We start from the raw sequence: 14,479 nt of genomic DNA, 5'->3' as shown, positions 1-14,479 counted from the left end.
AGTTACTAATTTCGTTGCGGAAAGGACGCCACCATGCCCCAGGGCGGGGAACGCGGCTCCTACGCGAAATCCGAGCAGGTCCGGCGGCGCATCGTGGAGTGCTGCATGGAGGTCTTCGCCGAGACGGGGTTCCACGCGGCGACCATGGCCGGGGTCGCCCGCCGTGCGGGCGTGAGCCACACTGGTCTCCTGCACCACTTCCCCACCAAGGAGGATCTCCTGCTGGCCGTGATCGAGCGTCGGGATCACCAGATCGCCGAGGATCTCGGCGCGGACCCCGGCAGCACCGATGCGGATGCCCGGCTCTACCTCACCAGTGCGACCTGCACGAACTCCCCCTTCACGACTCCGCTCGGTCTTCTCGAGCTCGACGCGGTGCTCTCGGGCGAGGCGTCGGTCGCCGAGCATCCCGCGCATAAAGCCCTCGCCGAGCGATACGCCGGCATCCGGAGCTTCTACGCGAGGATGTTCCGGCGCCTCCGCGACGAGGATCGGCTGACGGCGGATCTTACCCCCGAGGCGCTGGCGGTGATCCTGCTGGCGTTCACCGACGGGGTGCGCCATCAGTGGCTCTTCGACAAGGAGGGCGTTGATATCAGCGGTTCGATCGACGCGCTGCTCGATCTCCTGGTTGCGGATGTGGGCGACACCGTCGACACCGGCATCGTGGCCCCCGCCCCGGTCATCCCCGTTCCTCCTGCAGCATCAGACGCCTAGCCGCGCGTCCCACCTCGTCGACGAAGCTCTCGTCTCCGGCGAGGCCAAGGTCCAGGCGGGCGATCGCCGACCGCGTGACGTCTGAGCCCACCGGAGCGGACCCGGCGGATTCGGCGTCGCGACTCGTCGCCGCGATCCAGGCGGCGACCGCCAGCGCGCACCCCGATCCCGAGCGTCGGGCGGCGCGTTCCCGAAGGGCGACCGGCACGATGCGGTGGCGCAGCTTGGTCTCCGCATCCAGGGCGATCTGGGCGAGCCGGTGCTCGATGCGGGGGTTCTCGAAGCGGGCGAGCAGAGCGTCGCGGTAGGAGTCGAGCTCGAGATCGGGCAAGTGGCGGGATGCCTCGTCCCACAGCGTCTCCACGGCGGATCTGCAGACCGGGTCGGCGACGGCCTCGGCCACCGTGTGGTGCCCGCGTAGCGGGCCGAGAGCGGCGAGCAGCGTGTGCGCGCCGTTGAGGAGCCACAGCTTGCGCGCCTCCCACGGCTCGATGTCGTCGACGAAGCGGGCCCCGGCGGTCTCCCACCCGGGCCGCCCGGACGGGAAGTCCCCACTGAGCACCCAGTCGGAGAAGGCCTCCGTCACGACGGGGGCACGGTCGACCCGTCCGGTGCCGTCGAGTACGGTCGCGGCATCCGTCGGCGTCTCGCGGGGGGTGATGCGGTCGACCGAGGTCGAGACGACGCTCACGCCCGTCGTCATCCACTCGGCGAGAGCCGGTGAGACCCGGTGCGTCAGCGTGCTGAGAGCCGCGGCCAGCACCTGTCCGTTGCCCGGAATGTTGTCGCATGGCACGATCGCCAGCGTCGGAGCGCCCAGCCGGCGACGCCCGTCGAGCGCTAGCACGATCTTCCCCAGCGCTGTCGTCAATAGCGGTGCGGATGCCCCGTCCGACGCGAGGTGCTCCGTCAGCGCCGCCATATCGTGAACGGTGCCCGCGTCGTCGAGGTCGAGGGTCGAGTCGCCGCGGAGGCGGTAGCCCGCCTCGGTGATCGTGAGGGTCAGCACCACGACCCGTGGGTCGGCGAGCAGCTCGGCGAAGCGATCGACGTCGTCACCGGCGTGCACCTCGACGATGCTCGACACGAGCTCGAACCGGTCCCCTGCGGGCCCCCGCTCGATCAGCGTGTAGACGCCATCCTGTGCACCGAGCCGCTCGGCGAGCTCGGCGCTCCGCCCGGTGAAGGCGGCGATCCCCCACTCGTGGGCATCCACCGCCCGAGAGGTGTACCAGGCCTGGTGGGCGCGGTGGAATGCGCCAAGACCGAGGTGCACGATGCGCACCGGTGGCGTCGGGGTAATTGATGGCGAAGCCGCCCTCGAGAGCAGCTCCGGCACTATGAAGTCGGTCACAGCTTGAACACCTCTCGGGGGATGGCGCTGACGAGGTCGTCGGCGATGCGCTCGGCGTGGCCGATGGAGAGTCGGCCGGCGACGACGAGGTCCGCGAGGAACGCGGCATCCGCACGCCTCGCGGTGTCGTGCCGCGCAGGGATGGAGAGGAACGCGCGGGTGTCGTCAATGAAGCCCGACGTGCGATAGAAGCCGGCGGTCTCGGTGACGGCCGCGCGATACCGGCCCATGGCGTCGGGCGAGTCGAGGAACCACCACGGTGCCCCCACGTACACGCCGGGGTAGAACCCGGCGAGAGGCGCGAGCTCGCGCGAGAACGTCGTCTCGTCGACTGTGAACAGCACCAGGTGGAAGTCCTTCGCCAGCCCGAACCGCTCGAGCAGCGGGCGGAGCCCCCGGGTGAACGACGTCGGCACCGGGATGTCGTGCCCCGTGTCGGCGCCAAATCGCTCGAACGTCGACGAGCTGTGGTTGCGCAGCACTCCAGCGTGGAGGGTCATGACGAGACCGTCGTCGACGCTCATCCTGGCCATCTGCAGCAGCATGTGCCCACGGAAGACGCGACGGTCAGCGGCGTCGGCGGACCCTCGGCGCACCGACTGGAAGAGCCGTTCGGCGTCGGCGGCGTCAAGATCTGCGGTGAACGGCTCTTCGACCCCGTGATCCGTCGAGACCGCTCCGTGCCGCGCGAAGTGCTCGCGTCGCGCCTCTAATGCCTGCAGATACCCCTCGAAGGTCGCCGGATACCCGGTCGCCGCGAGCAGGGCCGGAACCGCCGTCGCGAACCCGGCAGCGTCGGGGTCGATGTACTTGTCTGGCCGGAAGGTCGGGACGACGCGTCCGCCGAGACCGGATGCCGCGAGGGCCGCGTGCGGCGCGAGGTCGTCGAGCGGGTCGTCGGTGGTCGCCATCAACTCGATCCGGAACCGCTCGAACAGTGCGCGGGGCCGGAACTCGGGCCGGGCGAGGTTCGCCCCGATGGAGTCGAACAGCTCGTCCGCAGTTTCGGGGCCGAAGGGCACGTCGATGCCGAAGACCTCGTCAAGCGCCTCCTCGACCCAGTACCCCGACGCCGTGCCGGCGAACCGGTGCCATTGCGACGCGAGTAGGCGCCACGCCTCCCGGGGATCGCTGCCGGCGCGCACATCGGCGAGATCCGCTCCCATGGCGTGCAGCAGCCGGGTGATGTAGTGATCGTGCGTGAGGAACAGGTCGGCAGCGTCGACGAACGGCGGGTCGTCGACGAGGAGCGTCGCCGGCACATGCCCATGGGGAGAGAGGATCGGGGCGTCGCGAACCCGCTCGTGCAGACCTCTCGCGATCGAGCGCGCCGCAGGGTCAGCCGGAAGGAGGCGGTCAGGGTCGCGCCGTTGCGAATGCATGTTGCTTATTGAGCCATCTTGTCGGTCGTCTGTCAACCGATTGCCATACCGACCGCCGACGGTGGTTATGCGATGATGAGCATCGACGCGGCGCGAGCGGAGGATCGGCATGACAACAGAGGAGTCGTCTGTGCCTCGCAGCACTGGCAACCGGAAGCCGCCCACGACGATCTACGACATCGCGGTGGCCGCGGGCGTCAGCCCCTCGACGGTGTCCCGGGCCCTGACGAAGCCCGGCCGCATCAACATCAATACCGAGAAGCGCATCCGTGCCGTCGCCGCAGACCTCGACTACCGCACGAACCCCATGGCGCGGGCCCTCCCCACGGGCCGCACCGGCACGCTCGCCCTCCTCCTCTCCGACATCACGAATCCCGTCTACTTCGACCTCATCCGCGCGGCGGAGCGTGTCACGAGCTCTCAGAGCCACATCCTCGTGCTCGCCGAATCCCAGGAGTCCCCCGAGCTCGAGCTGCAGACCGCGCATCGCCTGCAGCCCTCGGTCGACGGGATCGTGCTCGTCGCCTCGCGGCTGCAGGACAATCAGATCCGCGAGCTCGCCGACATCAAGCCGATCGTCGTGGTCAACCGCACGGTCGCCGGCGTCCCGTCCCTCGTACCCGACGCTCGTCCCGGGCTCGAGGCCGCCGTCCTCCACCTCAAGTCCCTCGGTCACCGCTCCTTCTGCTACGTCTCGGGCCCGACCACCTCCTGGATGAACTCGCTTCGGTGGCAGACGCTCTTCGACCTGGCGGTGGCCGAAGGCATGTCGGTCGTCGACATCGGTCCAGGGGCTCCGACCATGGAGGGCGGGGCGGAGCTCCTACCCCGGATACTCGCGTCCGGGGCCACCGCGATGCTCGCCTACAACGACCTGATGGCCATCGGCCTGCTCCGTGCCTGCCAGGATCGGGGGATCTCCGTCCCCGGACGGATCAGCATCATCGGCTTCGACGACATCTTCGGGGCGGATCTGCCCACTCCCGCCCTCTCCACCATCCGGAGCCCGCTCGGCGAACTGGGCGAGACCGCCGTACGGCTCCTCACCGCCGACCACGATGGTGGTGACGCGTCGCACCGGCCCCCGACGGTCTTCATCTCCCGCGACTCCACGTCGTCGCCGGACTAAGACCGCATCGATCCCTTACCTTCGAATCGAACTTGGCAATCGGTTGTCAAATTCGCTCGACTAGTGGTTCACTGGTCGAAGCACCCTCCGGGTTGCTCCGTGACCTCACCGGGTCCTCCTGGGCGCAAGGTCACCCCCAACGAAGTGGATGGAGAACCGACGGATGTCAATCGAACGAGGCGCTGAGAGCCAGGCTCTGTTCATCGGAGCTCCCGAGTCGCTCGGCGAGGCCGCCCCTCACGTCCGTAACGTCTTCGAGCTCGTCGAGGCACCGGCGAGCGCGACGCTCCGCGTGACCGCGCTCGGCCTCGCCGAGCCGTGGATTAACGGACACCGTGTCGGCGACGAGGTGCTCTCCCCCGGGTGGACGTCGTACCGCCACCGAATCATCGTGTCCGAGCACGACGTGACCGACCTGCTGCAGTCCGGCGAGAACGTGCTGGGCGCGATCGTCGGGCGCGGCTGGGCCGTCGGACGTCTGGGCTGGGACGGCGCGTCGAAGTTCTACGCCGACCGCCCGTCGGTCTGGCTCGAGTTGACTCTCACTGACACCGACGGAAGGGTGACCTCGATCGCGTCATCCGACCAGTTCGTCGTGTCGACGGGCGCGGTCGTCGAGGACGACCTCTACGACGGCGAGGTGTACGACGCGCGGCTGCATCCGACCGGATGGAGCGAGCCGGGCTACGACGCGTCGGACTGGGTTCCCGCTGAGGTGTATCCGTGGGACCTCTCCACTCTCGAGGACCGCACAGCGGAACCGATCCGGCGCATCGAGGTGCTGCCGGCCCTCGAGGTTACGACTCCTGCCGCCGGAGCGCACGTCATCGACTTCGGGCAGGTCATCTCCGGCTGGGTCCGCCTTCGCGTGACCGGCCCCGCGGGCACGGAGCTGACGCTCCGCCACGGCGAACTGCTCACCCCCGGCGGTGAGCTCGAGACGGTGAACCTCCGCACGGCCAAGGCGATTGACCGCTACATCCTCAGCGGTGAGGGCGTCGAGGAGTGGGAGCCCCGCTTCACGTTCCACGGCTTCCGCTACGCCGAGATCACCGGATGGCCCGGCGCCCTCGAGCCTGCAGACGTGGACGCTGTGGTCGTGCACAGCGACATGACGCGCACGGCGTGGTTCGAGTCGTCCGACCCTCTGCTGAACAAGCTGCACGCGAACTCGGTGTGGGGCATGCGCGATAATTTCGTCGGCCTCCCGACCGACTGCCCGCAGCGCGACGAGCGCCTGGGTTGGACCGGGGACATCAACGCCTTCGGGGCCACCGCCGCGCTCCTGTACGACGTGCGCGGCGTGCTTTCCTCGTGGCTCGCGGATGTTGCCGCCGAGCAGGAGGAGCTGGGGTACGTGCCCTGGTACGTGCCGCAGATCACCGGCCGCAAGCAGGCGCCCACTGCACTGTGGGGCGACGTGGTCGTCAGCCTGCCCTGGGCTCTCTACCAGGAGTACGGCGACCTGGCGCTGCTCGAGCAGAACTACACGTCGGGGGTGAAGTTCGTCGACAGCGTCGAGGCGCTGCTCGACGTCAATGGGCTGTGGGCGAGGGGCTACCAGTTCGGCGACTGGTTGGATCCGGATGCCCCAGGGGACCGACCCGACCTCGCCAAGGCGGATCGCTACCTCGTCGCGTCGGCGTACTTCGTGCGGGTCTCCGGTGAACTGGCCGCGATCGCCCGCCTACTCGGACACGATGACGACGCCGAACGATACGGGATGCTCTCCGAGCGGGCCAGGCAGGCCTTCCTGCATGAGTACGTCGCGCCGTCGGGGCGCATCGTCGGGGAGTCGCCTACGGCGTACGCCCTGGCCATCCGGTTCGGGATCCTGGACGACACCCGCAAGGCCAGAGCCGGCGAGCGACTCGCCACCCAGGTCGCCGACGCCGGCTTCCGTATCGCGACGGGATTCGCGGGCACGCCGCACGTGCTCGACGCCTTGGTCGAGACCGGTCAGACCGAGGTGGCGTTCCGTTTGCTCATGCAGACTGAGAGCCCCTCCTTCCTGTATCCGGTGACCCAGGGCGCGACGACCATCTGGGAGCGGTGGGACGCCGTCCGGCCCGACGGGACGCTGCACCCGTCGGCGATGACCTCGCTCAACCACTACGCACTGGGTGCCGTCTCCGATTGGATGCATCGCCGCATCGGCGGGCTCAGCGCGCTCGAACCCGGCTACACCCGCGTCGAGATCGCCCCGCTGGTGGGCGGCGGCCTCACGTCCGCGTCGGTGTCGCAGCACACGGTGAACGGGGCGATCTCCGTCTCGTGGCGGCTGGAAGGCGACCTCGTCTCGCTCGACGTGTCGATCCCGGAGGGCGTCACGGCCCGGGTGGTGCCGCCGCTGCATCCGACGGGCCTCGTATTGGAGGTCGGGAGCGGAGATCACACCTGGTCCTACGAACGCGAGGTGTTCGAGATGCCCGAGTTCGACCTCGACACCCCGGTGGGCGAGATCATCGTCTTCCCCGCGGCGTGGGATGCGGCATTCGAAGCGATCCTCGAGCACCACCCGTTCCTCAAGGCCTACTGGAAGCAGCCGCTGGCGAGTTCGCAAGAGGGGCAGATGTCCCTTCGATACATGCTGAGCAACATCCCGGGCTCAGGTCCCGTCGTTGAGGCAGACGTATTCCGCGCGCTGCAGTCCGCACGCAAGGAAGCCCAAGCCGCGGTCGCCGGATAGCCGCCGTGCGCCGCCTTCCAGATGCTCCCGGACCCCACCGGAATCCCCTTCTGCCGCTGGCCATCCACATTCCCGACGGTGAGGCGCGGGTGATGCCCGACGGCCGGCTCTACCTCTACGGCAGCCTCGACCGCCGCGAGGAGGGCTACTGCAGCCCCGAGTACCGGGTCGCGTCGACCGCGGACCTCGTCGACTGGACGGTTCACCCCACCTCGTTCACCACGGCCGACGTGCCGTGGGCAGGGAGCGAGCAGCCGTCCGGACGCTCGTTCCTCGACGGCGTCACGTCGTACGACGAGCTGCCGGAGTACGCCCGCGCAATGCTTCCACCCGGGGCGATGGAGGTGCCGTTCGAGCAGTTCGCTGCAGGTGTGCGGAGGGCGACGGCGCAGCGGCAGCCGGTCGAGCCTCTTCTCTATGCACCGGACGCGATTGAGCGGAACGGCAGGTACTACCTCTACTTCTGCCTCTCCGACGACAGCGAGGGCGTCGCCGTCGCCGACCACCCCGCAGGCCCCTTCCGAGATGCCCGACGGCTTCCGATCTCGCAGATCGACCCCGCCGTGTTCGTCGACGACGACGGCCAGGCCTACCTCTACTGGGGGCAGTTCCAGGCGAAGGTGGCACGACTGCACCGCGATATGGTGACTCTCGACACCGATTCGCTCGTCGAGCAGATCGCGACGGAGGCGGAGCACCACTTCCACGAGGGGTGTTCGATGCGCAAGCGCGCCGGCATCTACTACCTCGTGTTCGCCGACACCTCGCGCGGAGCCCCGACCTGTCTCGGCTACGCCACCTCGACGAGCCCGACCGGGCCGTTCGACTACCGCGGCGTCATCATCGACAACGCCGACTGCGACCCGATGTCGTGGAACAACCACGGGTCCATCGAGTGCGTCGACGGGCAGTGGTACGTCTTCTACCACCGCTCGTCACGGGGCGGTGCGAATTGGCGACGCGCGTGCATGGAGCCGATCGAGTTCGGCCCCGGCGGCGCGATCGCCGAGGTGCTCATGACCTCGCAGGGCGCCGGCCATCCGTACGCTCCCGGCGAGCTCATTCCCGCCTACGAGGCCTGCGCGGTCGATGGCACTGCTCGGATCGCCCCGTTCGCGGGCAGTGAGGCGGTCACGGATGCTTCGGCGGGAGACACGATCGTGTTCCGGTATCTCGAGAACGAGCATCCGGTCACCTCGGTCGCCGTCGACTTCGAGGGCACGTGCGAGCTCGACGTCATCGTCGACGGGTCGACGGTTGCCACCGTGCGCCCTGGGAAACACGGTGCGCCCATCGACATCGCCCCGGGTCGCCACGAGATCGCCATCTCCTTCGTCGCCGCCGAGGCGACGACGATCCTCCTCGGCCTTCGGTTCGACGCGTAGGCATAGCAACGAGGCGCCGGTTCGTCGCCGACGCCTCGTTGCGGATGGATGTCCTCTCAGGGTCGCATCGAGGTGCCACCGTTGATCGAGAGCACCTGACCCGTGATCCACGCCGCGGAGTCGGACAGCAGGAAGGCGACCGTAGCGCCGATGTCGGCCGGCTCGCCGTTGCGTGTCGACGGCGTCATCGCCAGGATCCGCTCCCGGAACTCTTCCGGCAGGTTCGCCTCGGTCTGCTGAGTCAGCACGAGCCCCGGAGAGACGGTGTTGGCGCGCACGCCCTGCTTGCCGTACTTCCGCGCGATGTGGCGGGTGAGCGCATTCACACCGGACTTTGTCGCGGAGTAGGCGATCTTTTCCTCCATCCCGGCGTAGACCGCCTCGGAGGACGTGTTGACGATCGATCCGCCACCGGCCTCGACGAGGTGTGGGATCGCGTACCGCGCCGTCAGGAGGTACCCGGTGAGATTGACATCGATCATTCGCTGCCAGACTCCGAGGTCGATGTCGACCACATTGGTGTCCTGCTCGACCTGCGACGGGTCGACGTTCGCGGCGACGTTGAAGAGGCCATCGATCTTGCCGTATCGCTCGATCGCGAGATCGATGAGCGCCTTCACCTGCTCCTCGTCGGCGATGTCCAGAGTCGTCGCCACGCCCTCGCCGCCTCCCTCGGCGGCGGCCTGCACGGTGCGCTCGGCCGATGCCGGCGAGACGTCTCCCACTACGAGTCGGGCTCCGCCGGCTCCCAGAATCGCCGCTGCGGCGGTGGCGATACCGCCGGCTCCTGCGAATACGATGACCTTGTCCCTGAGACCCTCCATCGGGTCCTCCTTTTCCTGTCGGTGACGTGACTGCCGCCCGTTGTCGGGCGCGGAGACGGTGCCTACTGGCTGACGCCCGCCTGGACGTCCTGCTCGCGCTGGGTTTCCCTCAGCCGTACCCGATTGGCGCGACGCGCTTCCTGGCGCACCGGATCGGCGACCGGGGCGGCGAGCAGCAGCCGCTGAGTGTACGGATGCTCCGGTTCCGATGTGACGGCGGCCGCGGTGCCTTCCTCGATGATCTCGCCCCGGTACACCACCCCGACGCGATGGCTGATGTGTCGCACCACGGTCAGATCGTGGGAGATGAATAGATAGGCGACGCCGGTGCTGCGCTGCACATCGACGAGCAGGTCGAGGATCGTAGCCTGGGTCGACAGGTCGAGGGCGGATACCGGCTCGTCGCACACGATCAGCTCGGGCTCGGGCGCAAGCGCCCGGGCGATCGCCACACGCTGCCGCTGGCCACCGGAGAACTCCCGGGGTAACCGCTCGGCCGCGTTCTTCGGCAGCCCCACGCGGTCGAGGAGGTCGAGCACCCGCGCTTGGGCGTCTCGGCGAGTCGCACCCTGCACGACGAGGGGTTCGCTGAGCGTGTCGCCCACGGTCAGGGAGGGGTTGAGCGAGGTGTAAGGATCCTGGAACACGACCTGCAGGTGCTTCGCGAGCTCCCGCCGATGCGTACCCGTCGCTTTGGAGATCTCCTGGCCCGCGAACCGTACGCTTCCACTCGAGACCGGCGCAAGGCCCAGGATGGCCCTTCCGATGGTGGTCTTGCCCGAGCCCGACTCCCCCACGATGCCCAGCGTCTCGCCGACGCCGATCGAGAAAGACACGCCGTGCACGACCTCGACGGGCGGCTTGCGGAATCCGCTGACGGGATAGCTGACCTTCAGGTCGTTCACTTCCAAGAGGCTGTGGCTCATGATCCCTGCTCCTCGAGGGTGATGGGTCGTGCGGGCGGACCATCCGAGCGGACCGTGCTCTCGTCGAGGATCGCGTCGAGGAGCATTCGCGTGTACGGATGCTTCGGGTCGGCGAATACCTCTCGGGTGCCGCCCGTCTCGACGACCTCGCCGTTCCGCATAACCGCGATGCGGTCGCAGATGTCGGCGACGACTCCGAAGTTGTGCGTGACGAGGATGATCGCCATGCCGATCTCCTGCTGGAGGTCGCGGAGCAGGTCGAGGATCTCGGCCTGCACCGTCACATCGAGCGCCGTCGTCGGCTCGTCGGCGATCAGGAGCTTCGGTCGACTTGCGACTGCACCAGCGATCAGCACGCGCTGGGCCATGCCTCCCGAGACCTGGTGGGGATAGGAGTCGAAGGTGCGCTGGGGGTCCGCGATTCCCACCCTCTCGAGCAGGGCGAGCACCCGCGCCACAGCGTCCTTCCGCGACATGCTCGAGGATGCCCGGAGCCCTTCGACCATCTGGGCACCGATGGTGTAGACGGGATCGAGGTTCGACATCGGCTCCTGGGGGATGTACGCGATGGTCGAGCCCCTCAGCGCATGCAGATCCTTCTGCTTCGCCCCCAGCAGTTCACGCCCTTCGACGAGGACCGAGCCGCGTGTGACGATCGCCTCCGACGGCAGGACGCCCAGGACGGCGAAAGCGGTTTGCGTCTTGCCTGATCCGGACTCGCCAACCAGCCCGAGGACCTCGCCGGGGTTGACCTGCAGCGACACTCCGCGGACTACTTCGACGCGGTCCCCGGAGGGCGACTGGTAGGCGATTCCGAGATCGTGCACGTCGAGCATGGCTCCGGCCTTGTGGTCGGCGGCGCGCTGCTTCACCTCGTCGAGAGCGGTGCCGTTGACGGTGAGTTTCGCCGGGCGGGGACGGGCACCCTCGAACGCGTCCCGAAGGGCGTTTCCGAAAAGGACCAGGCACGCCGTGAGCAGACCGAGCCACAGCGACGGCCAGATGTACTGCAGCGGATCGACATACAGGTTGCGGAATCCGTCGCCGATCATCGCCCCGAAGCTCGGGATCTCCTTCGAACCGACTCCGAGGAACGCGAGCCCCGCCTGCACTCCGATCGCCGATCCGGCGAGGAACGACGTCGCGACGATGATCGGCCCACGGACGACCGACAGGACGTGTCGCGCGAGGATGCGCGTGTTCGTCACGCCGGAGACTCGAGCCGCGTCGACGTAAAGCTCGCGGCCGACGCCGATCGTCTGATTGCGCACGATGCGGTAGATGCCCGGCGACAGAAGCACACCGAAGATGGCCATCGTGTAGCGGTAGTCGCCCGCGGTGAGCGGCATCAGCAGGATGAGCAGGAGCAGACCGGGGAAGGTCATGATCAACGTGAAGAGCCACTCCGTCACACCCCTGACCCGCTGGAAGTATCCCCCGACCAGGCCGGCCGCGGTGCCGATCACCAGCGCGATCGAGGTGCCGATCAGAGCGGAGACCGTCGCGGTGTTCATCGAGTGCAGCAGTCGGCTGAAGATGTCACGACCGAACTGGTCGGTACCGAGGGGGTAGGTGTCGGAGAACAAAGGAAGGTTGTACGAGTCGAGGCGCGCTTCGTTCGGCTCATGCATAGGGAGCACAGACGCGAGCAGCCCGAATACCACCATCACGAGGATGATCGTGCCGGTGATGACAGCCTGCGGATCCCGAATGAGCTTGCCGAATGTGCTGCGGCGGGAGCTGCGATCGGGCGGATCGACGGTCTCCGCGATGACGGGCAGTGTCGCGCTCAATGGACTCTCGCTTTCGGGTTCAGCCAACCATTGGCCAGGTCGGTGATGAGGTTGATGGCGACAGTGAGACCGACGGAGAAAATGACGAGCCCCATGATGACCGGGAAGTCGCCCTGGATGGAGGCGTTGAAGCTGTAGAGACCGACGCCGGGGAGGGCGAATACCTGCTCGATGACGAGCGCGCCGAAGAACATCGACCCGAACTCCAGACCCGCGACGGTAAGCGCCGGCCCCGCTGCGTTGCGCAGTGCGTGACGCAGTACCAGCGCTCTCGTGCTGACGCCCCGCGTACGCAGGGTCCGCACGTAGTCCTTGCGAAGCTCGTCGATCATCGTGCCGCGTACCTGGGTGGCGATGTTGGCGGCTCCCCCGAGGCACAGCACGATGACCGGGATCGTTATCGACCGCACCCATGCCTGGGGGTCATCCTGCGGCGAGGTGTAGCCGCCGGCCGGAAGTACCTGCAGGGTGACGGCGAGAACCGACACGAGGAAAATGGCGACAAGCAGGCCCGGGATCAGGAGACCGCTGAGCATGACGCCCTGCAGCATCTTGTCGATCCAGCCGCCTCGGGCTGCAGCGACAACGCCGAGCACCACGGCGATGACGACGGAGATGATCAACGCCGGGATGATCACCGACAAGGTCACCCCCATGCGACGGGCGACCGCGGAAGCGACTGGCTCCCCCGTGTAGAAGGACTGGCCGAGGTCTCCGGTCAGCACCCGACCGAGCCAGTCCACGTATTGCACGGGGATCGGACGGTCGAGGCGAGTTCGGCCTTGAGCGCGGCGACGGTCTCGGTGTTGGCGGCGGTCAGAAGCCGGTTGGCCAGGATGCTGTCGAACGAGAAGCTCAATAGCCAGTAGGTGATCGCTGAGACCAAGACGATCAGGATGATGCCTGTCGCGATCCGGCGCGCTGCGTATCTCAGCAAGGAATCCTCGATTTCAAGAGAGGTGGGGGTAGTACGGCAAGCGTGCCGGTCGGCGGGGAAGGTAAGGCAGGCGCGCGGGTCGGCGGGGCCGCCAGAAGCGGTCGGCCCCGCCGGTCAGGTCACTCGGAGACGTCGAACTGGTCGAGAGTCGGGGCGATCTGATAAGAGGTGTTCACGACTGCGTACCCCTCCCGCGCGGCGACCAGCGAGTGGCTCTTGACGATGGGGGCAGACCAGGCGTTCTCGACGCCCCACTCGTTGATCTCCTGGTAGACCGCGCTCGCCTCTTCTGCAGAGACGGCCGCACGCGCTCGGGTGAGCATCTCGGTGAGCTCGGGATCCTCGCTGCCGAAGGGGTTCAGGAATCCCTGCGGCGAGAAGTGACCGAAGGCGACCGTGCCGTCGGGGTCGTTGCCGTCGGGCCAGACCACGAGGGGAACGACTTGGACGTGATGGCGGTAACCGTGTCTTGGGCCGGGATCGGCTGCCATGTCACGTCGATCCCGATGTCCGCCAGAGCCTGCCCCACAACGGGCTCGAGCTGCCCCGAGTAGATGATGCTCGGCATCGTCACCGAAAAGCCGTCGGGATAGCCTGCTTCTGCAACAGATCTTTGGCCCCTCAACGTCGTATTCATAGGTGTCGTTGAGGGCTTCGTCGAAGGCGTCGAAGGTCGGATAGAACACCTGCTCGGATGGAGCGCCCAGTCCGTTCATCGCATTCGCCACGATGTTCTCCCGGTCGAAAGCCATGTTGATCGCCTGCCGAACGCGCACGTCGGCGAGGGCCGGCTGAATGGTGCCGTCCCGGTCGGCGATGATCAAGGTCTGCTGGCTGGTGTTCTCGACCTCGGAGATCTCGATGCCCGGCACTGACTCCAGTGAGGCACGCGAGGCGGGAAGCACGCTCGGTGCGACGTCGACCTCCCCGGAGCGGAGTGCGTTCTCGAGCGCGGTGGAGTCTTCGATGACGCGGACCGTGACGGTTGAGAAGGGGTAGTTGTCGGCGTTCCAGTGATCATCCCGCTTGGTCAGCACATACTCCGCCCCGGGCGTCGAAGCTTCGAGATCGAGGATGTACGGTCCGGAGCCGATCGGATTCTGCCCGTAACCCGGTTCCGCCAGCTCGCCCGCCTTCGCGATGATGCCGGCTGGGCCGGTGAACTTCCGCAGGAGGCTGGGGTCGGGCTGGCTCAGCGTCAGCGTCAGCGCCGTGTCGCTGGTGACCTCGATCGACGCTATGCCCTCGACCTCGCGCTGGCTCGGCCCGGGGTGTCCCGGATGCGCTCCAGTGTCGCCTTCAGGTCATTCGCGGTCGCGGGTGTGCCGTCCGAGAAGACGAGG

11 protein-coding genes and 1 pseudogene are annotated in these 14,479 nt (G+C 67.7%); 4 read left to right on the top strand and 8 right to left on the bottom strand.

Features of this window, described 5'->3' with window-relative positions; all coding sequences use genetic code 11:
• The first annotated feature begins 33 nt into the window (after positions 1-33).
• The gene (locus C1I63_RS18060; protein WP_107575963.1) at positions 34-717 is read left to right on the top strand and encodes a TetR/AcrR family transcriptional regulator; all 684 of its coding nucleotides are present in this window, start codon (positions 34-36) and stop codon (positions 715-717) included.
• Here C1I63_RS18060 and C1I63_RS18055 read toward each other — a convergent pair.
• Both C1I63_RS18055 and uxaC read right to left on the bottom strand, forming a co-directional pair.
• Positions 683-2,071 carry a mannitol dehydrogenase family protein gene (locus C1I63_RS18055; protein ID WP_211315687.1) on the bottom strand — a complete coding sequence of 463 codons (1,389 nt, stop codon included), beginning with the start codon at positions 2,069-2,071 and terminating at the stop codon, positions 683-685. The genes C1I63_RS18060 and C1I63_RS18055 overlap by 35 nt on opposite strands.
• The gene (gene uxaC, locus C1I63_RS18050; RefSeq protein WP_107575962.1) at positions 2,068-3,453 is read right to left on the bottom strand and encodes a glucuronate isomerase; all 1,386 of its coding nucleotides are present in this window, start codon (positions 3,451-3,453) and stop codon (positions 2,068-2,070) included. Before uxaC ends, C1I63_RS18055 begins: the two co-directional genes overlap by 4 nt.
• Before the next feature lie 130 nt (positions 3,454-3,583).
• Between uxaC and C1I63_RS18045 the strand changes: the two genes are divergently transcribed.
• The 3 genes from C1I63_RS18045 to C1I63_RS18035 all read left to right on the top strand — a co-directional run bounded on the left by C1I63_RS18045 (position 3,584) and on the right by C1I63_RS18035 (position 8,656).
• Positions 3,584-4,582: a LacI family DNA-binding transcriptional regulator gene (locus C1I63_RS18045; protein ID WP_159989491.1), complete on the top strand. Its 999-nt coding sequence runs from the start codon at positions 3,584-3,586 to the stop codon at positions 4,580-4,582.
• 163 nt (positions 4,583-4,745) lie between these two features.
• Positions 4,746-7,271, top strand: coding sequence for an alpha-L-rhamnosidase (locus C1I63_RS18040; protein WP_107575960.1), 2,526 nt, complete (start codon positions 4,746-4,748; stop codon positions 7,269-7,271).
• Between the two features lie 92 nt (positions 7,272-7,363).
• A complete protein-coding gene (locus C1I63_RS18035; protein ID WP_107575959.1) occupies positions 7,364-8,656 on the top strand; it encodes a family 43 glycosylhydrolase in 1,293 nt (430 codons plus the stop codon).
• A 56-nt stretch (positions 8,657-8,712) separates the two neighbouring features.
• On the opposite strand, the gene C1I63_RS18030 is transcribed toward C1I63_RS18035, so the two are convergent.
• From C1I63_RS18030 to C1I63_RS18005, 6 genes and pseudogenes are all read right to left on the bottom strand, one after another.
• A complete protein-coding gene (locus C1I63_RS18030; protein WP_107575958.1) occupies positions 8,713-9,480 on the bottom strand; it encodes an SDR family NAD(P)-dependent oxidoreductase in 768 nt (255 codons plus the stop codon).
• Between the two features lie 62 nt (positions 9,481-9,542).
• Positions 9,543-10,406, bottom strand: a complete 864-nt coding sequence (locus tag C1I63_RS18025; RefSeq protein WP_107575957.1) for an ATP-binding cassette domain-containing protein — start codon at positions 10,404-10,406, stop codon at positions 9,543-9,545.
• Entirely contained in the window at positions 10,403-12,199 is a 1,797-nt protein-coding gene (locus C1I63_RS18020; RefSeq protein ID WP_211315686.1) for a dipeptide/oligopeptide/nickel ABC transporter permease/ATP-binding protein, read from the bottom strand. Before C1I63_RS18020 ends, C1I63_RS18025 begins: the two co-directional genes overlap by 4 nt.
• A complete protein-coding gene (locus tag C1I63_RS18015; protein ID WP_211315685.1) occupies positions 12,196-12,951 on the bottom strand; it encodes an ABC transporter permease in 756 nt (251 codons plus the stop codon). Before C1I63_RS18015 ends, C1I63_RS18020 begins: the two co-directional genes overlap by 4 nt.
• Positions 12,918-13,136, bottom strand: a complete 219-nt coding sequence (locus C1I63_RS20020) for a hypothetical protein (protein ID WP_107575955.1) — start codon at positions 13,134-13,136, stop codon at positions 12,918-12,920. Before C1I63_RS20020 ends, C1I63_RS18015 begins: the two co-directional genes overlap by 34 nt.
• Before the next feature lie 119 nt (positions 13,137-13,255).
• Positions 13,256-14,404 (bottom strand): annotated as a pseudogene (locus tag C1I63_RS18005) (ABC transporter substrate-binding protein); the annotation flags it as partial.
• Between the last annotated feature and the right edge of the window lie 75 nt (positions 14,405-14,479).

Source organism: Rathayibacter caricis DSM 15933, from assembly GCF_003044275.1.
GTDB classification, from domain to species: Bacteria; Actinomycetota; Actinomycetes; order Actinomycetales; family Microbacteriaceae; genus Rathayibacter; species Rathayibacter caricis.
Note: the sequence above shows the minus strand (reverse complement) of the source record. Positions and strands in the feature narration are given on the sequence as shown.